The organism is Halococcus sp. IIIV-5B (genome assembly GCF_003602035.1).
GTDB lineage: Archaea > Halobacteriota > Halobacteria > Halobacteriales > Halococcaceae > Halococcus > Halococcus salsus.
Map to the genome: position 1 here is coordinate 178,745 of NZ_QZWE01000003.1, position 22,013 is coordinate 200,757.

Annotated in this window: 14 protein-coding genes; 8 read left to right on the plus strand and 6 right to left on the minus strand. The window is 50.8% G+C overall.

What is annotated here, in order from left to right; genetic code table 11:
* Window positions 1-103 precede the first annotated feature (103 nt).
* Both D3261_RS03960 and D3261_RS03965 read right to left on the minus strand, forming a co-directional pair.
* Window positions 104-2,356, minus strand: coding sequence for an NADP-dependent malic enzyme (locus D3261_RS03960; RefSeq protein ID WP_120069173.1), 2,253 nt, complete (start codon window positions 2,354-2,356; stop codon window positions 104-106).
* Between the two features lie 1,007 nt (window positions 2,357-3,363).
* Window positions 3,364-5,400 (minus strand): beta-galactosidase, encoded by a 2,037-nt coding sequence (locus D3261_RS03965; RefSeq protein WP_120069176.1) that lies wholly within the window; start codon window positions 5,398-5,400, stop codon window positions 3,364-3,366.
* Window positions 5,401-7,034: 1,634 nt separating this feature from the next.
* Between D3261_RS03965 and D3261_RS03970 the strand changes: the two genes are divergently transcribed.
* A complete protein-coding gene (locus D3261_RS03970) occupies window positions 7,035-8,663 on the plus strand; it encodes an ABC transporter substrate-binding protein (protein ID WP_120069179.1) in 1,629 nt (542 codons plus the stop codon).
* A gap of 351 nt (window positions 8,664-9,014) precedes the next feature.
* On the opposite strand, the gene D3261_RS03975 is transcribed toward D3261_RS03970, so the two are convergent.
* Together D3261_RS03975 and D3261_RS03980 are read right to left on the minus strand one after the other, a co-directional pair.
* Entirely contained in the window at window positions 9,015-10,946 is a 1,932-nt protein-coding gene (locus D3261_RS03975; protein WP_199693908.1) for a glycoside hydrolase family 127 protein, read from the minus strand.
* A 263-nt stretch (window positions 10,947-11,209) separates the two neighbouring features.
* A complete protein-coding gene (locus tag D3261_RS03980) occupies window positions 11,210-13,375 on the minus strand; it encodes an ABC transporter ATP-binding protein (RefSeq protein WP_120069182.1) in 2,166 nt (721 codons plus the stop codon).
* Between the two features lie 135 nt (window positions 13,376-13,510).
* Here D3261_RS03980 and D3261_RS03985 point away from each other — a divergent pair, with 135 nt between their 5' ends.
* The gene (locus D3261_RS03985) at window positions 13,511-13,750 is read left to right on the plus strand and encodes a hypothetical protein (RefSeq protein WP_147464921.1); all 240 of its coding nucleotides are present in this window, start codon (window positions 13,511-13,513) and stop codon (window positions 13,748-13,750) included.
* A gap of 97 nt (window positions 13,751-13,847) precedes the next feature.
* Complete coding sequence (locus D3261_RS03990; protein WP_120069187.1) at window positions 13,848-14,732, plus strand: IS1595 family transposase; 885 nt, start codon at window positions 13,848-13,850, stop codon at window positions 14,730-14,732.
* 76 nt (window positions 14,733-14,808) lie between these two features.
* Here the strand turns inward: D3261_RS03990 and D3261_RS03995 are convergent, their stop codons facing one another.
* On the minus strand, window positions 14,809-16,785 hold the full coding sequence (locus D3261_RS03995; RefSeq protein ID WP_233553878.1) for an ABC transporter permease subunit: 1,977 nt from the start codon (window positions 16,783-16,785) through the stop codon (window positions 14,809-14,811).
* 507 nt (window positions 16,786-17,292) lie between these two features.
* On the opposite strand from D3261_RS03995, the gene D3261_RS04000 reads away from it, so the two are divergent.
* The 4 genes from D3261_RS04000 to D3261_RS19670 all read left to right on the plus strand — a co-directional run bounded on the left by D3261_RS04000 (window position 17,293) and on the right by D3261_RS19670 (window position 19,646).
* Complete coding sequence (locus tag D3261_RS04000; protein WP_147464923.1) at window positions 17,293-17,550, plus strand: hypothetical protein; 258 nt, start codon at window positions 17,293-17,295, stop codon at window positions 17,548-17,550.
* A 637-nt stretch (window positions 17,551-18,187) separates the two neighbouring features.
* Window positions 18,188-18,550: a hypothetical protein gene (locus D3261_RS04005; RefSeq protein ID WP_120069195.1), complete on the plus strand. Its 363-nt coding sequence runs from the start codon at window positions 18,188-18,190 to the stop codon at window positions 18,548-18,550.
* A gap of 335 nt (window positions 18,551-18,885) precedes the next feature.
* A complete protein-coding gene (locus D3261_RS04010) occupies window positions 18,886-19,335 on the plus strand; it encodes a universal stress protein (protein WP_120069197.1) in 450 nt (149 codons plus the stop codon).
* 128 nt (window positions 19,336-19,463) lie between these two features.
* Window positions 19,464-19,646, plus strand: coding sequence for a hypothetical protein (locus tag D3261_RS19670; protein ID WP_147464924.1), 183 nt, complete (start codon window positions 19,464-19,466; stop codon window positions 19,644-19,646).
* 151 nt (window positions 19,647-19,797) lie between these two features.
* On the opposite strand, the gene D3261_RS04020 is transcribed toward D3261_RS19670, so the two are convergent.
* Window positions 19,798-19,977, minus strand: coding sequence for a hypothetical protein (locus tag D3261_RS04020; protein WP_120069202.1), 180 nt, complete (start codon window positions 19,975-19,977; stop codon window positions 19,798-19,800).
* Window positions 19,978-20,482: 505 nt separating this feature from the next.
* On the opposite strand from D3261_RS04020, the gene melA reads away from it, so the two are divergent.
* A complete protein-coding gene (gene melA / locus D3261_RS04025) occupies window positions 20,483-21,799 on the plus strand; it encodes an alpha-galactosidase (protein WP_120069204.1) in 1,317 nt (438 codons plus the stop codon).
* Window positions 21,800-22,013: the final 214 nt, after the last annotated feature.

Below are 22,013 nucleotides of genomic sequence, written 5' to 3' on the forward strand. Positions count from 1 at the left end.
GAGGCAATGATGGTTGAATCGTATTGGATGAGAACGGGACCGCGAACGAACCCGATCTAATTTGGTTATTTGGAACTCAGAAATTGGCTGGAGAGTATCCTTTCTATTTTTCTTGCGCCTCAACGACGGCAACGCTGGCGAGGTTAACGATATCTTCAACATCGTCACCTCGCTGGATAACGTGGACGGGTTTGTTCATGCCGACGAGCACCGGCCCAATGGTGTCGGCACCACCAAGACGCTGGAGGAGTTTGTAGCCAATATTTCCTGCCTCTAGATTGGGGAAGACGAGACAGTTCGCAGGCCCGTCGAGTTCTGAAAATCCGTATGTATTGTTCAGGATTTCATCGACCACGGCCGTATCGGCTTGCATCTCACCATCGACTTGGCAGTCGAATCTCGGGTCGTCGTGAAGCATCGACACCGCCTCACGGGGCTTCGCGGATCCTGGCGTCTGTACACTCCCAAAGTCCGAATAGGACAGGAGGGCCGCTCGAGGTTCGACATCGAAACGCCGGGCAAGCGCCGCGACGTGCCGTGTGATCTCGGCAAGCTCATCGGCGCTCGGATTGAGGTTCACGGTCGCATCCGCACAGAAGACGACACGATTCTGGAACGCAAGCATGTAGACACCAGCGACGTAGTCTGTGTCGGGAGCCGTCCCAATCACTTCGAGCGGCGGGCGGAGCGCATTTGGGTAGTGATGGGTAAGCCCAGTGAGAAAGACATCGGCGTCACCTTCTTCAAGCATGACGCTACCAAAATACTCTGGTTTCCGGACGAGCTCGGCGGCTTCCTGTCGCGTTACTCCGTTGCGTTTTCGGATGTCGTGAAGTTTGTCGGCGTATTCGGTGTGTTCGCTGTCCTCGGGGTTTACGATATTAGGATCAGCATCGAGCGCGAGGTCAGCGATTGTCGCCTCGATCTGGTCTTCGTCGCCGACAAGGACGGGCTCTGCGATACCTTCCTCTTGCATTTGAGCAGCCGCACGGACCATCTTCTCGTCCGCTCCGTCGCCGAGGGCGACGCGCTTGGGCTCGCTCTGTGCTTTGTTTAGGACGATGCGCATCATCTCGCGGCTCTTGCCAAGACGAGCTTCAAGATGTTCTCGATGCTCGACAGGATCGATATCGTGACGGGCAATGCCGGAGTCGATAGCGGCCTGTGCAACGGCTGGTGCGACCTCGAAAAGGACACGGGGGTCGAGCGGCTTTGGAATGATGTACTCCGAACCGAATCGAAGAGGTTGGTCACCGTAGGCATCTCGAACCTGATCGGGGACATCCTGTTTTGCGAGCTCGGCGAGTGCTTCTGCAGCCGCAACCTTCATGTCCTCATTGATCTCGGTTGCTCGTACATCGAGTGCCCCACGAAAGAGGAAAGGAAAGCCGAGAACATTGTTCACCATGTTCGGGTAGTCAGAGCGGCCTGTCGCCATGATAACTGTGTCATCCCGAGCCTCTTTGGCACTCTCATAACTGATCTCGGGGTCGGGATTCGCCATCGCGAACACGATAGGGTCGTCCGCCATTGATTGTATCATCTCCTGATCGACGACTCCACCGACGCTCAGGCCGATGAACACGTCAGTGCCCGACATCGCATCCGCGAGGTCCCCATCTTCGACACCCTCTGCGAACGGCTCAGTGCGGGAGGTTAGATCATCCGCCTGTGCGCGGTTCTTTGAAAGAATGCCATTGATGTCGCTCATTGTGATATTTGTCTCAGGAACGCCAAGGGAGACATAGAATTCTGCACAGGCAACAGCGGCCGCGCCTGCACCAGAGAAGGCGATGGTGAGGTCTTCGAGTGTCTTTCCCGTTAATTCGACGGCATTCAGGAGCGCAGCACCGGAGATGATAGCGGTACCGTGTTGGTCGTCGTGAAAAACCGGGATATCCATCGTCTCAGCGAGGCGACGTTCGATTTCAAAACACTCTGGAGCCGCGATATCCTCTAGATTGATCCCACCGAATGTCGGTTCCATTGCTGCGACATTCTGGACGAACGCGTTGACATCAGATTCGTTGAGTTCTATATCGAAGACATCGATATCTGCAAACCGCTTGAATAGAACGCCTTTTCCCTCCATGACGGGTTTCGAGGCTTGGGCCCCGATGTCACCAAGACCAAGAACCGCGGAGCCGTTGGAGACAACGCCGACGAGATTCTCCTTCGCTGTGTACCGAAAGGCGTCATCCTCGTCATCAGCGATTTTCCGGCAAGGTGCCGCTACACCCGGCGAGTACGCCAGCGAGAGGTCGCGTTGTGTATTCGTTGGCTTCGTTGTCGCTATTTCGATCTTTCCGGACGGCTTCCGCTCGTGGTACGCGAGTGCGTCCTCATCGAGACCCATACACCAGTCTGGACGCCGTCCCCAAAAACATATTCGGTGAGCGTGTCATAGAACGATTAGGATTTAGTGATCCGCCATACGGCGCTATGATGAACAGTGATTGAAATGAATCTCAAGCGAGAAATCATGAGAGCGTGTATTGGAGGTTTCTTGATTACAATTGTGAGGTCACATCAGCTAAAAAACACTGGCGATAATTGAGACGAATCTACCGCTCCTGCTGGAGGCGGTGGATTCCCCGAGTATAGCTTCGTTCCACACCACTGCCTCTAAATTTCACTTTGAGAAGTCCTACCGGGAAGCGCTCGATACCCTGGCTGAAATGTCAAAAATACTGTGGGAAATCGATCTTGAAAGGGTCCCTCTCCTGAATTACTTGACGCTATTCAAAACATTCAGAAAATTTCCCGTAGCAATCTACCGAGTACAGTTGTGCTAGAGAGCACGACTGCATGAGCTGTCGGGCCACGCCATGATTGACTTGACGTTTTCCAGATAACGAGAACGCCGGTCGCTACTAACGCCGTCGCACGGCTTACCGCGTGTAGACGATCAAGGCCATCGCACTCGTTGCCACGGACACTCTGGCGATGCTGGACGTTCGCTGTGCCACGTTGAGGCGACATGACACAAAGACCGGCTTTCGTTAGCCGCCGACAAAGACTACGACTGTATGGCGCTAGGGGAGAAGCTCCGCAACCAAAGTATAAGTCAAACGACTAAAATCTGGATTTTCGACTCATTGACCGTACGAACAACGCGCGGGTCGACATCCTCCGATACTGCCAGCGCTTGATGTCGGAGAACGTGTTCCCGGATCAAGCGCACGCTCTGTGACGTCGTGCGTGCGGAGCCTGGTATGGTCAGTTCGGTAAGATCTTCCGATGTACGCGGTTCACAACACGAAGCGATTGCTACGACTACATATCAATCGCCACGTGGCGATTTTCTAAAGCTAGTCTGGACAAACAACACAGTTATTAAAAACTGCTTACGGCCTAAGTGAGCTATTTGCTGTTCGTTGATATAGAGTTAACGCAACCATCGAAAACAAGAACGTCATGCGCAGGGACAGTACTCTCGCCCACAAATACCTCACTATCATCGGAGATATCCACTTGAATTGGGTCCGAGCCATGGTTGAGGATCCACATGAGATCGCCACGGCGAACAAATCGAACACGGTCAGGAAGAGATGTGTCCAGAAACTCAATATTGGACCGGTTGAGGAAGTCCTCAACGATTTTGCCTGCAAAGTCGTCAGTAGGCCAGACGCCAACGTACATTGTGCTGCCTTCTCCATGACCTTTCCAGATGCACGCCGGTTCACCGGCTCCAGGACCGTTCAAGTGTTCAGCAATGACCTTTCCTCCTTTGGAGGTAAGCCACTCACCCCAAATACGGTAGTCGTTCTGACTTTCATCCTTACCAGCGTGGTAGCTCACTTTAGTTCTCACAGACGGAGCAAGACTCTCATGCTGTTTCACTTGGCCACCAACTAAGTTGGTTAGTGGACCTGGTGCGGGGATATCTCGAAATCTGTTAGAACGATCTTTGTATCCAGAGCGGGTACCGAGAATAAGCTCTCCTCCGTCTTCCACAAAGTTCGATAGATTTTTAGCGAGTTCATTATCAATAATATACAAACTAGGGGCGACAACTCCCTTGTAGCTTGAGAAGTCATCATACGGACTTATTACATCCACATCAATTCCCCGTTGACGAAGAGCGCGGAAATACACTCTTAGGTGTGTCCAGTAATCGAAGTCTGGAGAATGAGGTTGTGCATTGATAGCCCACCAGCTTTCGTAATCTTGAATTATGGCGACTGGTGCGTTTACATTCCCTATTTCTGGAAGTGAAGCTATTTCTTCTGCTGTTTGTGCAGCCTCCGGGAGACCACGATCCGCCGACCCATCGTAATCATTTAGCCCACCCCAGTACTGTTCCTGACCGTACTGACACCGACGCCACCTAAAGTACGACACCGTCCTAGCACCATGCGCAATTGCAGCGTGCGCCCACAGACGCATCATGCCATCAGCAGGTTCTGCCGAGTAGGGGAATGGCATAATGTCACCCGACTGATTTTCCATGATCCAAAACGATTCGTTACTCCCTCCTCGATAGAGCGCATGATTTAATGCGGTAACATCTGGATCACCTGCACGTTGATCTTCCTCACTGCCTATGCCGCCGATTTCTGGATCACTTTCCCCCGCGATTTGTGCATGCAACGTAGGGTATGAATCCACTGAAGGGAAATCGAGATCCGGAGAAACATCTCGGAAATTTAAATCCGGGAAATCAGACATGAAATTGTGCGTGAGGAACCATTCGCTATTTATTTCTCGGAGTAAATCCGTCTGAGCCCGATTAAACTTCGCAACGCTTTCGCTTGAAAATCTAGCATAGTCTACGAGATGGGAGGGATTATGATCTGCCGGCGTAAAGCGAGGCGGATCGACCTCCCCAAACGACTGATAATTTTGACTCCAAAACGTTGTACCCCATTCTTCATTCAACTCGTTTATACTTTCATACCTCTCCTTGAGCCAACCCCTGAATGCGGTGGCGCAGTCACCACAGTAACATCGAGTCGTCCCATGGCAGCCATATTCGTTATCTGTCTGCCAGCCTACAACAGCAGAATGGTCTGCAAAGTGACTCGCGAGCTTCTTAATTATCCGACTGGATTCTTCGCGGTATACTTTGGAGTTAAAGCAGTAATGTCGTCGACCGCCAAAGTTGCGCGTTATTCCCTTAGAGTCTTTCTGTCTAATGTCTGGATGTTCATCAATGAGCCATTTTGGAGGCGTAGCAGTTGGTGTACACAAGACAGCCTTTAGGTCGTGCTTGCCTAAGAGATCAACCGCCTCTTCTAACCAGGCCAAGTTATATTTGCCACGTTTGGGTTCAAGCTGAGACCATGAGAACTCACCCATTCGAACGAATTCGATCCCAACTTCAGCCATCGTGGCGACGTCCTTCTCCCACTGGTCCTGCGGCCAGTGTTCCGGGAAATAGCAGACACTAATTGACATCAATCCATTACTCAGAAGGAGACGTAAATAAATGTTCCTACATTAGAACCCTATTATTGAATACTTGAGACATCACGTGTTCTCAAGCCACTGTTCTCTAGCATAATACGTCCTCAACCGGTTTGACAGTGAACCGAACAGGAATAGAGAACTTCTATGCTTCCTTCTATCTGCCAGATATTTATTAGCGCTATAAGAAACAATATAGGTCAGCTTTTGTGAGGCGTGTCTGCAGGCCAACATCATGTTGACACCATGCCGAAGATAGCACCCGTAGCGGTCGTACTGAGTTCTGCCTTTCAGATGCCCACAAAGCAATCTCGCTGCATCACCTAGAAATCGGTTGAGAGGTTTCCGGTGATGACGGATGATTGGTCGCTACTTGCTTATTTTCTAAGTTGCATGCGATATATATGGCTACAAAATGTTGCTCTTTGAGTATAACACGAATACGGCTGTTACTGATCTATCTTGTGAAAAGAGTAAAGAGCGGAAAACCAACTATACAAACTAAATCTATTTATCGTACAGTATCATTTCTCCGTCTCCGGCCGTTGGAACACGACTTTTATCCGGCTCTGCCGGATGTCTATTGATACTTGTGTAATAATTCAAAGACATTTGCTGCCCGGAGGACAAGAGCGAGAATGTTTAGTTTGAACCTCTCGCTCCGCATCTCACTTTTCGCACCAATAACACTCACTAAATCCAGCTAAATTAGTGTTCCCAAAAGTTATATTGTCATTTTTGTCATCTTCACCAAAGTGCCATTATGATACTATGATTTTATTTTCGAGGTGTGACTATTCCGCCACAGCCGGAAGCTTTGCGAATAATTATGAGAAGCCGTCGCCTTCTTGATTGTTGAAATTCTGTAGCGTTCAGCTAATGTAGGTTAATCTCAGATCCTCGTTTAGCGTACAATCTCGCGACCAAGCGGTTTCACTCATATTCGATAGCAAGACAATCAAACTAGGCACCAGCAGTGAGGGATAGCTGGATCACTGCTCCATCTCGTATTTAGTTACTTATTTACTGGGTGAGTGGTTGAAAGCATTATTTGTTGCGGCTCAATCGTCGTATATCAACCAATCAATCCATCCCAGCTCAAAGCACTGCTCCAGCAGACGGAGGCCACACCTTTTCCAAAATACATCATTTATATATGTATGGCCAATGCTACTGTTGGCTCATTCTTGTATTGATACTCGTCTCGTCGACAGCAAATTGACCTGGCATACCTTGTGGATCCGCCTACTTCGTTTTTGACAATGCGATCTAACCAATGTACTCACCTGCAGGAAAAGACTCATCCATACGCAATCGCCGGTATAGTCTGGCCGAACCCAAACCATAGTTCAATATGAAAAGATTAATTATCATAGAGTGACTCATGTTTATTCCGGAGTCAACAACCCATGAATCGTCGGAACTATCTCAAGTACGCAGGTGGAACAGCAGTCTTACTCGCAGGATGTACGAGCGAGGAACCACAGAACGGACAATCTCAAAACGGATCATCACAGAACGGACAATCTCAAAACGGATCATCACAGAACGGATCCGGGAACCCAGGGCAGTCATCGCAGGGGTCTACATTTGTATCCGATTGGCCAGGGAGTTCGTTCCAAAATATGCAATTTAATCCATATAACCCGAACAACCAATTTGTTGCAGACTTCTACCATCCGTTGGCTGATTTCAACCTCGCAACGCAGCAGTTTGAACCATTGGTCGCCAGCGACTGGACAATCGATGGTGGTAGCATGACACTGAATCTTGCCCCAGATCTCACATGGGACAACGGTGATGAGTTCATCGGGACTGATATGGATATCTGGCTGACTTTCCAACAGTATGTGACGCAAGGCACAGTCATGGATTTCATTGATGATTGGACCATTCAGGATGACAAGACAATACAACTCGCGCTCTCGAATCCAAATATAAATAATTCAATAATCGAATACAACATTCTCGGGGAATTACCAGACACGCCTCGAGCTCTTTGGAGAGATCACGCAAAGCGACTCAAGGACACCGAAGGTGGTGAAGACGTTGTCAGTGAAATTGTCCAGCGTCAGATCACCGACGTCAATAACGCCGTCACAAATTCTGTCTGGTCATTCACAGGGTTTGATGGACTGAATCGAGCTCAATACAATCGCCGTGATGGGGGCAACCCGGACCTTTCGAATGTTGAGATCCCCAGCTTTGGGTACCAAGTAACGACAAGTCGTCAACAGCGACTTCAAGCACTACGCGGGAACGAAATCGATTGGCAGGGGCAGCTTGCCCTCTCCGAGCCGCAGCGGGAATCTCTTCCCGACCATCTCCAATACGTTTACCTTCCCACTGACAATTTCATCCATGGATCGATAGTTTTCAATCAAGAACATGATCTGTGGGGCCAGCGTGCGGTTCGGAAAGCAGCAGCGTTTTACATCAATATTGCTCAAACTGCTGCGAACCAGTCGTGGGCTGCACCAGGCACCCGATTGAATGGAATGGAAGGGAACAAAGTCATCCAAGATGAATGGATAAATGACATTCTTGGCAATTTTACCGATTACGATGCGGATAATAGAGTTGAGCGTGGCGATGCAGTACTTAGAGACGCTGGATTTTCCAAGCAAAACGGTGTCTGGATATCGTCGGATGGCCAGAGCCTCAGCGGCGACATCATCTCGGTCAGCGACTGGAGGGATGCGACTGTTGCTACTCAAAGCGTCGTAGATATGCTCAACTCGCACGGTTTCGACATGCAGCAGACGAATATAAACAGTACTCAATACTTTGACCAAGTTTTTAGCGAACAAGGTGGTGATTTCGAAGCCGCATGGGCAGTCATGGGTGCCGAATGGCCACAGTATCCTCACCCGTTATCAGTGTACTCATGGGTCTTCGGCGATAGTGGTCCATCCCAATGGTTCCTCCGGTCTCAGAACGAGTATGATGTGCCAATGCCGATCGGGAACCCCAATGGAAGCACAGAATCGATCAACGTCCAGCAGTTGGTGTCTGACTTGAGAACGGCTTCAAACGACCAAGCCGCCACGGAGATAGTTGACCGCCTTGCATGGACGTTCAATCAGACGGTACCAGCTGTCATAACAAACCCCGCAGGCTTGAATCGTTGGTTCAACACTACGGACTTCAACATCCCCTCTGTGGACGACCCATTCAATCCGTCTGACAAATATCTAAGTACCATGGGAATAGTCACTCGGATGATTCGTGAGGGATTTATTACGCCAAAATAGGGCAGAATTGCTTGTGTTCTCAATACTTCCGGAAGATTTTGTTCGTTAACCCAGAAACTGAACAACCATCTTTCCATTAACAACCACGCTTAGTAGCCAAACTCATCCAGATTGTATGCGCTCCCCCACGCGCTTAGCCTCACCGACGGAAGTTTGTTCTTGCTTAACATAGTCTGACGTTGACTGAACACGGCAAGCTGCACATTACTAGTTCTTTAGCTACGCTGATGAATCAGTTGGGACCTGGTGACTACCGGCTAGATCGCCGAAAATAAAGAGTACCTTATGCGCGGTGCGATAGCTAGTCTTTGTATTACGAGCTATGTTGTTTCATTATGGTGACTATTGGAGCTAGAATCTATCGTAGCGGTGCCACACCCGCATTGAACCCGGATCCCGATTGTCCCATGCATAGTAAGGCACAAGCCCGAGCTCCTGCTCCTCACCGTTTGTTCCTTCTACTGGCCGATATAGCTCACTTTCCCACTCGCTAAGCGTTGGTACCACCGCATCCACTTCTAGAGTTGTTATACCGTTAAGAAGTTCATCCTTGTGATCGGATCTTCCGGTTATCTTCGACCGAATTGAATACTGATCAAGTGGACGGTCATTATCAGTCGCTTCAGCGCAGTAGACGAGCGGTCCACGCTCAACTACAGCACGTCCTATGTTGCTTTCAACCTCTGGATGAGCCGTCGACAGCTTGACTCGCTGCTCAAGGTTGATCTCAATTTGGTTGCCATCCCAATCGCGATCAATGCGGACAAAGCCTTGGTCATTATGTTCAACTTCTTTGCCGTCAATCAGAATTGTGGCATTCGCACACCAGTTTGGTATCCGGAAATTGATTGGTATGGGTTCATCTGTATTGATATCAATTGTTACTTTTTCATCCCATGGGAGGGAGCTGGATTGTGCGAGTTTGATGGTAGTCCCGTCAATTTCTGTGGCAATCGAGCTTCCAATATATTGGTTAACGTATAGTTCGCTATCGGTCTTTGAGTAGATGTACTGACCGAGCGAGGCAAACAGCCGGGCGGCGTTCGGCGGGCAACATGCACACGTAAACCACCCCTTGCGGTGATGGTCCCCGTCACTCTCCAATGGATTGACGTAGAAAAACCGTTGGCCATCCATTGCAACGCCTGCCAAGAAACCGTTGTACAGCGTCCGTTCGATTAGGTCGGCATACTTTGACTCCTCTGTGAGTTCGAGCATCCGTTGATTCCAGAAGATACTCCCAATGGCGGCGCACGTCTCATTGTAGGCAGTATCGTTAGGAAGGTCATAGTCTTCGGTGAATCCCTCATTGGCGTGTGCCGGCCCAATACCACCAGTGATATACATCCGTTTTGTAGTCATATTTTCCCATAGCCTGTCAAGTGCCTTGCGAAGATCTTTGTTGCCTCTCTCAGCCACGAGATCGGTAACAGCACTGTAGAGGTACATTGCCCGAACCGAATGGCCTTCAATGGCAGTCTGATCGGCAATGGGAGCATGTGCTTGAGCGTAGCTGCCCTCATACTCACCGTCTTCAAGCCAAAGACGGCGTGCCAAATCAATCATTGAATCTTCCCAATGATCGACTTCTATATCGAACTCAGAGCTAGCGATCTCCTCAAGATTATCAAACTCCCACTTTAGTCTGTCGTTGTGACCACGTAACTCAACAAAGTATTCAGCACGGTTGAGATAACGTTCCTCATCGGTAACATGGTAGAGTTTGATGAGGGCAAGTTCAATTTCCTCATGACCTGGAACCGCGTCTACCTCATCGCCGAATACATCATCAGTATGATCTGCGAAAGCAGTGGCTACATTAAGCAGGTCGTTCTCACCAGTTGCTTGGTAGTGAGCAGCTGCTGCCTCAATTAGGTGTCCACCACAGTAGAGCTCATGCATCATATGGAAGTTCGTCCACTTCTGGTCCGGTTCGACCAGCTGGAAGTACGTATTGAGGTAACCGTCTGGTTCCTGCGCAGCCGCAACAAGATCGACTACCTCGTCAACACGTCTCTTCAGGTCCTGGTTTTCGCCCTTGGCAAGCTCAAAGCTAGCCGCTTCGAGCCACTTGTATGCATCACTGTCTTGGAACCACATCCCTCGGAAGCCTCTTTCCTTGCTGGCGGCAGCACGCCGGAAATTCTCTAGCGTCCCAGACTCTTCGAGCTGGTCATATTGGTGTCTGAGAGTTACCTCACGATTCTGGACAATCCACGGTGACCAGAATTCATCATCAACCTCAACGTCCTCTATGTCTACCGAGTACTGCGGGGGCGTCACGTGTACTAAGTTGCTACAGTAAGCTATTGTTTATAGTTAACTATCTGTTGGTGTTTGCTTGGTGCTTGTAGTGGCTTTTATTTTAGTTAGCACATATGTATGATGCCTCAATTCGCCCGACTCAGACTTCGGAAAGCGACGAATCGCTCTATCGGTTGAGAATTGTTGTAATGACGAGGGGCCGCTCTGCGAGAGTACCAAGAACAAATGAGTAGCCAACACGTCAACACCACCTATCGATAGCCTGCCAGCATTATCAGTAGCTAGCTGTCAGCCGGGTTCTCTTCTATCTCAGGGAGAGATTCAGCATCCCAGTAGGGGTGGTCATCTCCGTAGCTCCGGAAGCAGGCGACCTCATGGCTTTCCCCCACCGGTGCTGGATCTTCGTGCTTGCAGGGCTCCCGGGCTTCTGGACAGCGAGTGTGGAATCGACAGCCATCCGGTGGGTTCGTTGCGTCCGGAATGTCGATATTGCGGATCGGGGGCTCCTCAACGTTCATCTCTGTGTTAACGTCTGTAGTTGACCACTTCAGAACTTGTGTATAAGGGTGCTGAGGGTTTTCAATCACCTCTTCGACGGGGCCAATTTCAACTATTCGTCCGAGATACATGACCGCAATCCGACCTCCAGCTTTTCCCGCGAGATACCGAGCGTTGGATAGGTTGTGGGAAACAAATAGGTACGAGGTATCAAAAAGAGCCTGCAACTCGAGCATCAGGTCCATCACTTCAACTCGTAGCGAAACGTCAAGCGCCGAGACAGCTTCGTCTGCAAGGATGAGATCCGGATTCATCAAGAGTGCTCGAACGAGTGCGACCCGTTGTTTTTCCCCACCACTTAATTGATGGGGGTACCTCTGAGAGTAGTCTCCAGGAGGAGCCATTCCAACATGGTTGAGCATCTGATGAATGTACTCCACACGCTCTTCGCGACTGAGGTCAACGTTCTTGTTCTTCAGCGGCTGTAGCAGCGAAGATATGACCTTTTTATTCGGATTCAAAGAGGTGCCTGGATCCTGATGGATGATCTGGAGAGATTGTCTAATTTGCTTGGGCGATATTCTCATATCTCCTCGATACTCAAACGCATCCCACACATTCTGTCCTCGATACTCTACAGTACCTGATGTCGGTTCTTGGAGCGCGATGGCTGTTTTACCCAATGTTGTTTTCCCACACCCGCTCTCACCAACAAGCGCGACAACGTCATTTTCGTGAATTTTGAGATCTACATTGTTGACGGCCTGAACCGTCTCTGATCCGCCGAATAGATCAGCAATTCCACTTTCATTCTCAAAATGAACTGACAGCTCTTCGAGTTCAAGGACTGGCTTCGAGGACTGTTCGCCCTCAATTCGGCTCTCAACCTTGTTTGACTGATCGAATCCGATGTCAATTTCTTCAATCGACTCTTCCCAGTAATAGCAAGCGGTCTCATGCTCAGCAGAAACTACCTGATATGGCGGTTCGTTCTCTTCACACTTTCTATCAGAAAGTGGGCATCGTGGAGAATACGAACAGCCAGAGGGTACGTTGACCGGATCTGGACTTGATCCATCTATCGGTCGCATCTCATCGAACGGGGTATCGAGGCTCGGGGCTGCTTTTAGCAGTGCCCTTGTATATGGATGAGTCGGTTCGTTGATCATCTTGCTGGCCGGTCCGACTTCGATGAAATCGAACGCATACATGACTGCGAGTCGATCCACGAGGCCAGCAACCAATGGAAGATCGTGGGTAATGAATACGATAGCAACACCGTATGTTTCTTGCATTTCCTGTAAGAGATTGAGAATGGACCGCTGCATCAGTAGATCCAGTGCCGCTGTCGGCTCGTCCATCACAAGCAGGTTCGGTTCAAGCACGAGACTAAGCGCGATCAGTGCGCGTTGTGACATCCCTCCACTCAGTTCGTGAGGGTATGACTCCAAGATTCGCTCAGGATCCAAGTGAAGGTCCGAGAGCAATTGAGTCGCCCGCGACATTCCCTCCTCAAGATTAGCGTCGTGGGCGTCTAGAGTTTCCTCGAAATGCGTCCGAATTTTCTGGGTTGGATTGAACGAACTCTGAGCACCTTGGAACACCATTGCGATCTCCTCCCAACGGATCTCGCGCAGTTTGTCATCAGACAGATCAAGAAGACTGACCGGGTCACTGTCCTCTGGGTAATAAACGATCTCGCCCGACAGTTGCCCCGGTGAAACTACTGCATCGAGGAGAGCCGACGCGAACATCGATTTCCCGCTCCCACTCTCGCCAACGACTCCAAGAATCTCTTCACGTTCGATACCGATGCTTACCTGATCAAGAACGCGGGATTCGCCTCGATCCATCTCGAAGCCGACAGTCGCCTCTTTGACCTCGATAATAGGGTCCTCTATCACAGCAGCATGACCGCTAACATCTGCGCTGTTTCTCTCAACTGTCATCTACTCTGAGAATGTTGATGGTAGTATATAATACTAATGCTCTTCAATGGTGACTATCCAACGGCTACGTTCGTTGTACCGAAACGGTGCTATCACGACGAAACCTTATTTATGGCCTCCGATAAGACGGAGTCAATGGCTACCGAGATTATCAAACTGTTGTCTAAGTTCGAGAATGAGCTTCTATTGGTATTTGCACTCAGTCTAAGTTTTGGACTGCTCGCTGCCCTAATTACGCTTGCCGTTCCTTCAGGTACTGGTTCGTACGTCGTTGCAGTGATAACGGTGATAGTCAACGGCGCCATCCTTTCGATGGTATCTCCGATCATGTATCTGTGCCGTCGTCACAACGATGTCCACAATATTGGGGACTAATCGACTACGCTCATCTGTAGGAGATTGTTGATGGAGTTCAGCAATCGCTCTGGAGTCAAAGAGGGCAAGGGCACCGCGCCAGCGGTGCCCGACACAGATGATTCCGCTCGATGTGTTTGATTCGGAATCGCTCGCAGCGGACCTGCTGGAACAGGTTCGCTGGCGTGGTGGTGTCGAGTGCCCTCGCTGCCGTTCTGACCTGACGGTCAAGAACGGCAGCTATGGCCAGTTTCAACGCTGCCTCTGTAAGAATTGCGGCCGCACATTCAATGACAAGACCGGCATGATCTTCGCTCATTCCAAGATCGCCCTCCGAAAATGGCTGTTCTCGATCTACGCGTTTTTGCGGTTCAACACGAGTCTCCAGCAACTTCAGCGGGAGATCGACGTCACCTACAAAACTGTCCACCAGCGCGTCCAGCGCTCGCATGAAGCGCTGGACGCGCCCGTTCTCGATCTCGTTGGACCGATCGAAATCGATGAACTGTACGTCTCTGCTGGACTGAAGGGCCGCGAGCGCGACGGACCGTCGCGCTCCCGAGGCCTCTCCACGCGCGGGCGTGGAACCTACGAGGGTGACAAGCCGCCCGTGTTCACCCTCGTTGATCGAGGCAGCGGGAATCGGTACGCGATCCCGGCGAAATCGGCGGACGAATCGACGGTTCGGCTCCTTCTCGCGGGCCGCGAGAAGGAGCCACTCACGGTCTACACGGACGGATTCCGAGCATATGACCCGTTGGATGACGACGAGCGGTTCCACCGCGAGTCGGTCATCCATGCGGACAACGAGTACGTCGACGATGATGTTCACGTGAACACCTGCGAGAGGCACGGGTCGCTGGTGCGACCGTGGCTCTCGCCTCATCGAGGCGTTTCGAAGGACAAACTCACTCAGTACCTGAGAGCGGTCCAGCTTCGGCGAGAGTTACTCGACGAACCTGGCCGAAAAGCGCTCAAACACGCTGTTCGAGCCGCTCTCTGAAATCAACAATGTGCTACACATGAGCGAATCGACTATTAGCTCTTGGCGAGGGATTGGTCTTAAGATTGATAGATACCTATACTTTGGTTGGTTCAGCTTCTGTATTTTCATCAGTGGTCTTTGCGTGGCGGGCACGGACCTGAGGACTCGTGAGCGCATCAGCTGCCTGCGCGATGAGGGTAAGCGCCATCGACAGAAGCATAATAGTGACCACAGGCACTAGGATCCAGTGGATCGTTGCCAGCGTTAGCAACCCACCTTGAGAATACGCTTGATTGAGGACGACGCCCCAATTGGAGGTGGTTGTGAACGGCAGGACTCCTAGGAAGTACAGCGCTACCGATCCGAAGATGACCGCTCGACTCTGCTCAACGAATTGAATGAGTATATATGGAGCAACATTGGGGACGATATCGCTGCTGATTATCGTCGATGTTGGAGTCGACATAGTTCGGGACGCCTCAACGTAGCTTTCTTCCCGGATCGTTAATACCTGGGAGCGAATCGCGCGTGCGGTCCCGCCCCACGCATTAACAGTAAGAATTATTCCCACAAGAATTGGGTTCTGTGGCTGGAAGATGGCTGCAAGAACAATTATGAGCGGAAGTCCCGGAATCGCGATTGAGATATCCGAAAGTGTCATGAGAACACTGTCAACGAATCCTCCTTTAAACCCGGAAAGCGTCCCTATGAGCATCGCCATTCCGGTCGCGAAGATAGCTCCTGCAAGGATCATTTGGAACATGGTTGGGGTTGCATGTACCATCTGTGCGAAAAGGTCTATACCGGAGTTATCAGTCCCAAATGGGTATCCAGAGTTCTGGAACGGTAGGACATACGCAGGGCCTTCATTCACCGAAGGAGGGGTGACCAGCCAAACACCAACGCTTCCAGCAATAATATAAATGGCGAGAATGAGAATACCGATCTTCCCGCGGATGTCGTCCCACAAGACCATAAACGGGGCGTAGATGTACACGTCAAACATGCGAAATAGCCTCTCCCTGAGAGAAGTGCTAGCATCTTGTTCCCCCTCAAACTGAAAAACGGACTTCTCGAGCGATGTGTCCCCCTCCTGAGACGATTGATCGTTGATAGAGGATGTTCCACCGTCGATGAATTGATCCGACTCTGATGACGATTTCAGCACACGTCGGACTTGGCGACGGACAAGACGCAAGAGGGCCACACTGCTTGAATTATTATTGCCGTTTCCTTCGGACGAGGTTCGGGGATCAATTAGTCCGTAGGTGAGGTCTGCGATGAACATACTAGCCGTGACGCCAACTGAGATGAGCAAGAAACCTCCCATCATTAGTGGGTAATCGCGGCTCCTGATCGCCTCAATCAGGAAGTAGCCGATACCGGGATATCGAAAGACTTGTTCCATGACAACTGACCCGCCCAGCATCAGCGCAAGCGTCAGCAGCAGTCCTGTATACAGCGGGAGAATTGCATTCCGTCCGACATACCGTAGCGATATCAATCGAGGTGAAAGACCGCGAAGTTGCGCTACATGTATATAGTCTTCTCCGAGTACTCGTATGCTGTTCGCACGCATACTCAGGGTGGCTCCCAATCCAGTGAGGACAAACGATAGGATAGGAAGCGCAGCGTGATGGAGGATACTCACTACGAAATCAACGTTAAAACCAGCAGGAATAGAGGCATCAACCCGGCCGGATGTAGGGAATAATTCTAATTGATATCCGAAGAAATAGAGCATGAGGATCCCTGCTATGTAGTATGGTATTGAAGAACTGATTGTTGTATAAGTCGACAGACCAATATCTAGTGCAGTTTTTTCTTTGTAGGCCATGATCGCTCCGAGGCTGATGCTCAGTGTGAAACTGACCAAAACCGAAACTGAAAGCACAAACAGTGTCCACGGAAGGGCTTGAAGCAGAATCGAAACCACAGGTTCCTGAAATGAAATAGACTGACCGAAGTCACCCTGCAACACCGCTGTTACATAGTCTACATACTGGACATAAATCGGCTGATTCGGCGTAATGTTGGTGTATGCTTCGACAAGTTCTCGCACCCGGTTCATATTCACACTACCTCCGGATCGTTGCTGCGAGCGGAGCCGAACGACTATCGATTCTACTGGCCCCCCAGGAAGCAATCGAATAAGCACGAATGAGAGCGTGACTACTGCATAGACTGTTATCATAGCCTGCAGTAGCCGTCTAATCAAATATCCTTGGAAGAACGTGAGCAGAGACTGTAGCCACCGCTGAATTGGGGATTGCTGGTCACGACGTTCGGTCGAATCGGCACCATCAGTCATAAACAACTACTACCATTAGCTATCGATGACGAATTGTGCTGTTAATAAGCTTGGGGTTTGGTCGGTTATATGCAGAATTAGACATCCCAGCCATGTCTACGAATTCATGTTAGAATCCGATAAGCCCGAGATTGTATTAGCACTGGATTTAGCGGCTGAGTTGATGAGGGCTAATCAAACCATCTCTCAACTAAGCTTCTGAAATGAGAGAATTCATTATTATAGTCTAGCAAAGACTTATCTGTCCTGGATTGGGACCTGTTGTACATGACCTCATCAACGATCAGTGACTCTGAATCGTCTCAAATGCTCCAACGAGACAGGCTGTTTGAGATCTTTAGGTCCCATCCCACGCTTTCGTTGCTAGTCATCTTGGAAACGCTGACTGTTGTAGGCGCGTACACCGTTAGTGCATTAGGTTTCTATGCTATTGCAGGCATCCTCGGGGCGTATGCTGCTGTCATACCAGTGTTCCTTCTGCTAGTTCTTCTATATCTCCGGGTTCTCCCGATCATCGCCTCCTGATGGTTGCTTAGCGGTCCGAAGAGCGGCTCAAACGCATGAATTGTTCGTTCGATGGCACTGTATAGTTGAGGATCTCCTCGGTAGGCGTCCGGCCGTCAAACGCCTAGTTCGGTCGACTGTGGTTGCAATAGTGCTTGGACCATCGCAGCCGGTGCCGTGGGCCGGCTGGACTCCACTATCAAAATGTGTGAAATCGGGCGATTTGCATCGCCGTGGTCCGGAACAGCTTCTCGATCGGATTTCGGTCGCTATGGTTGAGTCCAGCTTGATTTTCGTGGTGGACCAACGCCGTAAGATACTCACCTGCGTCGGTCAGAAGCTCGGCGTCTAGGACGTCGTGCTGCTCGGTCAGTCGGTGAAGAAACGCTGCCGCGGGACGGACCCATATGGAGACCGAACATCACAGCCCTCAAGAGCAACTTCGAACTCGTGTCGACCGTGATGTAAAGCCAATTTCTCTTCACTATCGATGGTAACCGGCGACGGCGAAGCTGTTGGTTAGCCTGGCTAAGCCTGCAAAAGTGTGTGCGCCCAATTCGTGACCGGCTTAAGATTCAGTGAAGCCACTTCTTCAACAATGTGCCACACATGATTGAAGATCGAAGGAGTGTTGATGCGTTGGATTGAATGAGCACTTGTGAGCACTACCCGCTACGAGTCGCGAATTAAGGATGGAGTCTTCTACGTTCAGAGCGACAATAGTTGGCTGGAAGTTGGTTCAGTCGACAACATCGTTGAGCTCCTTGGTGGAGAGACTTACACCTTGGAGTATACAAATATGGAGGCTTCAGCGGCGTGGCTGAAAACTACGAAAGACAATACCATTGAGGTTAACATTCGAGATGTTCTCAAGTCAATGTCATACCAAGGCGACTTTGTCACCAATCTCAAGAATTGTCCACTTAATGAGGACAGTACCACTGAACATCCAAAGCGTACAGAACTTTACGCTAGCCTCATGATCGAGATTCTTGACTCCAAAGGCAATCTCGAGAACTGATCGCTGAACGTGTCCCACCTTCTCCTCTGGTCCTATCCTCACCAGTTACGCGTTTACCCAATAATAAATAACACACCTGAATCAAGCACGGGATGTATTCACGGATACTCTGAAAGCGGACTTGCTAAGCGACTCGGCACCATCCTTGTTGGGAGTACTACTTCCTCAGCGAGGTGTGCTGTATCTTCTTTCAACTGGTCCACGAAGGATACATCTACAAACTAATTCGACGAGATGGCGCGACTTGGAAGTTGTCAGCCCTTCAGTGACTCGCTACATTCCAGACTATTGAATTGATACATAGGTTTATCATCTATTCATCCCCATGGCACATTATGCAGCGGATATTGGCCAACGTTGACAGCGAAGAATCCAGCATTGAGCTGCTCTCCGAAGTCAGAAATATCGCAAGTGGGACAGACGTTGGAGTCGTCCTTGTTTCGCTACTGTCTCCGGATAATTACGAAAACGATCAAGAGGTACTTGCCCAGATTGGAGAGATCGAGGGGGCAAGTTACGAGAGTTCGCCAGATGGCTTCGCTAAAGAGTTCGCCAGTCATCTCGCGAACGAATATCTTAGCGCCGTGAACTATGAAATCGTCGGTGAGGTCCTTGACCCTAGCGATCATGCGGACCGTATCATCGAGATCGCAGCGGAGTATAGCTGTGATTACATCTACATAACTGGAAAACGTCGGTCTCCAACCGGCAAAGCGCTATTTGGGGACCGAACACAGCGTGTACTCTTGAACTTCGATGGCTATGTCACCGTACGAATGGAGTAGCCTCAGGATTCGCTCCTCCACATCCTCATCCGATTTGCCAACTACATTTTCGACGTATTCACCGACGAGGACTTCGGCGGCGTCCCCGCTGCAAGGAAGTCGAACTCGCGCTGATCCAACTCCATCACGTGACCGGCGAACAAGGCTATCTCGACAGGACAAAGTATTTCATCGCTCTCCAGGGTGGCAAAAATGGTCGCATGGCTTGGAAGCAGACCCATTCCGATAGAATCGGCGACCACAAATTCGACAGTGGTGCGCTGATTCCCGACGAGCTGGAAGGGTGTTGGAAGACGTCTTTACCGACGTGACGGCGAGTATAACAGGCGGTACGCCCAAGCGAACGGACCCCTGTGCGATCAGGTGACAGTTGAGGTCACTCGGCCCGCGCAGTGTATCTGTCCGCGCTCGTAGTCGACCTCGCGGATGAGACAACAGAAGACACACCCGTCGTCGGGTCGCTCAAGCTCCGACCTGCCTTCCACGGCGGGTGCTGCCCCTGGGATCGCTTGCGACGGCCGCTTGGTCAAGTTCGACCGCGAAGAGTTCGATTACTTCACCGATCGCCTCCTCGCTGACGCCACCATCGAACTCGACTGCTAGCATGGTCTCGTCGACCTCCGGATCGTCGAGATTATTCACGAAGCTGCCGGGACTGTCGACTTCTCGCAGAACACGCGAAGCACTTAGAGCCGAGAAAAACGCTCGCTTCGTATGAGAGTGTGATACCATGGGCGTCGGTAAAGATCTTCGAGCGTCTCGACGCTTCCTGAACGGTCTAACTTGTATCTGGGCAGCGTAAGATCGAGCGCTGCAATATTCCTGCCAAGTTGGCAAATTGCACTATGTCAGGTAACGGAAGTTGTTTGTGGGTCACTGGTCTCCGCGCATACTGTGGCAGCATCGCCCTCAGCTCAGCGATCACTCGATGGTTTCCTCGGCGATGGTTCCGTAAGGTTGTTCGCGCCTTGATCGGCAAGAGCGAGTGTGACCGTCGTCGTTTCTGGGTCCTGCACCGTGACAAGCGCCGTTCGTCCGGAAAGGTCTGTACTCATAACCCACGATTTGGTACCGTGTGTTCGGGGTCGGTGTCACAGTACTTCTCGTGAACGTGGGGGTTTTTGTCTTCGGTGACCGACCGTGTAGTATGCCGAAGATAGCATTTATTGGCGCGGGGAGTTCCACGTTCGCACGGAACCTATTGAGCGACATCCTCTCGTATGACGCACTTGCAGGGAGTGAGATCGCGCTGATGGATATCGACCCGGAACGACTCAACAAGACCCGGAAGCTCGCTGTTGCAATGGTTGACCAGCATGACCTGGCTGCTACGGTCACCACGACCACCGACCGAGAGGCGGCACTCGATAACGCCGACTACGTTCTCAATGCAATCAACGTTGGTGGCCGGAAGCCGTTCGAAAACGAAATTGAGATACCACGCGGGTACGGCGTTAAGCAGGCGGTGGGCGATACGCTGGGACCTGGTGGCGTGTTCCGGGCGATGCGGACGCTCCCAGTATTACTCGACATCGCTCACGATATGGAGGTGTACTGTCCCGATGCGCTCCTGTTGAACTACACGAACCCGATGGCGATACTCTGCTGGGCGGTCGACGAAGCGACCGATGTTGAAGTGGTAGGGCTATGTCATAGTGTCCAGCATACCGCCGACGCGCTCGCTCACTACGCCAATGTTGAGCGCGACGATCTCGAATACTGGGTTGCCGGTATCAATCATATGGCATGGTTTCTTGACGCCACTGCTGACGGCGAAAGCATCTATCCCGCTCTTTCGAGCGCCGCAGAGAGCGACGAAGTCTATGACTCCGACAGCGTTCGATTCGAACTCCTCGATCACTTCGGCTACTTCGTCACAGAATCGAGCCATCACCTCAGCGAATATCTGCCGTACTTCCGAACCGACGAGGAAATCATCGCGGACCTCACCGTTGAGGAAGAGGTTGAACGGGGTGGACACACCGCAGTTTGGATGGAAACCGGGAGCTATCTTGATTTCTGGCTGGATTCCAGCGAAGGATCAACCGATACGGATCTCAAGGACATCGAACTCAAACATTCAAACGAGTACGCCGCGACCATTATCAACGCCATCGAAATGGACACCGCATGTCGGGTGAACGTCAATGTCCGTAATCAGGACCACTCGATATCGAACCTACCGGCCGAAGCTTGTGTCGAAGTCCCCTGTCTCGTTGATGGGCGGGGGATACATCCGTGTTCGGTCGGTGACCTGCCGGAACAACTCGCGGCGCTCATCCGGACGAACATCAGCGTTCAGGAACGTGCCGTTGAGGCGGGTCTCCATTGTAGCGAGAACGCACTACGACAGGCGGTGAAGCTCGATCCACTGACTGGTGCGGCGCTCTCGCTGAACGAAGTGGACACCATGGTCGATGACCTCCTCAACGCCAACGAGACGTATCTTCCCTCTTTCAAGTGAGATACTCAGGGAGAGGACTGGAGTTGCAAGACTGCATGTTGAGCACCGAAATAAAACGATCATCGTGACACATCTCATACGGCTTCGTCAGGCTCAGATGACTGACGTCGTCATTTAGAATGAACGAATCCAATTTTCCGGTGATACCGGATTTCTTTTCAGAATCAGACCGTTTCTAATGTATGAATGGACACCAAGCAGTGCACACTCAAAA

Bases quoted from the DNA above. Each gene is read 5' to 3' on its own strand.
- D3261_RS03960 (WP_120069173.1), bottom strand. From the start codon at position 2,356: ATGGGTCTCGATGAGGACGCACTCGCGTACCACGAGCGGAAGCCGTCC.
- D3261_RS03965 (WP_120069176.1), bottom strand. From the start codon at position 5,400: ATGTCAATTAGTGTCTGCTATTTCCCGGAACACTGGCCGCAGGACCAG.
- D3261_RS03970 (WP_120069179.1), top strand. From the start codon at position 7,035: ATGCAATTTAATCCATATAACCCGAACAACCAATTTGTTGCAGACTTC.
- D3261_RS03980 (WP_120069182.1), bottom strand. From the start codon at position 13,375: ATGACAGTTGAGAGAAACAGCGCAGATGTTAGCGGTCATGCTGCTGTG.
- D3261_RS03985 (WP_147464921.1), top strand. From the start codon at position 13,511: ATGGCTACCGAGATTATCAAACTGTTGTCTAAGTTCGAGAATGAGCTT.
- D3261_RS03990 (WP_120069187.1), top strand. From the start codon at position 13,848: ATGATTCCGCTCGATGTGTTTGATTCGGAATCGCTCGCAGCGGACCTG.
- D3261_RS03995 (WP_233553878.1), bottom strand. From the start codon at position 16,785: ATGAACCGGGTGCGAGAACTTGTCGAAGCATACACCAACATTACGCCG.
- D3261_RS04000 (WP_147464923.1), top strand. From the start codon at position 17,293: ATGACCTCATCAACGATCAGTGACTCTGAATCGTCTCAAATGCTCCAA.
- D3261_RS04010 (WP_120069197.1), top strand. From the start codon at position 18,886: ATGCAGCGGATATTGGCCAACGTTGACAGCGAAGAATCCAGCATTGAG.
- melA (WP_120069204.1), top strand. From the start codon at position 20,483: ATGCCGAAGATAGCATTTATTGGCGCGGGGAGTTCCACGTTCGCACGG.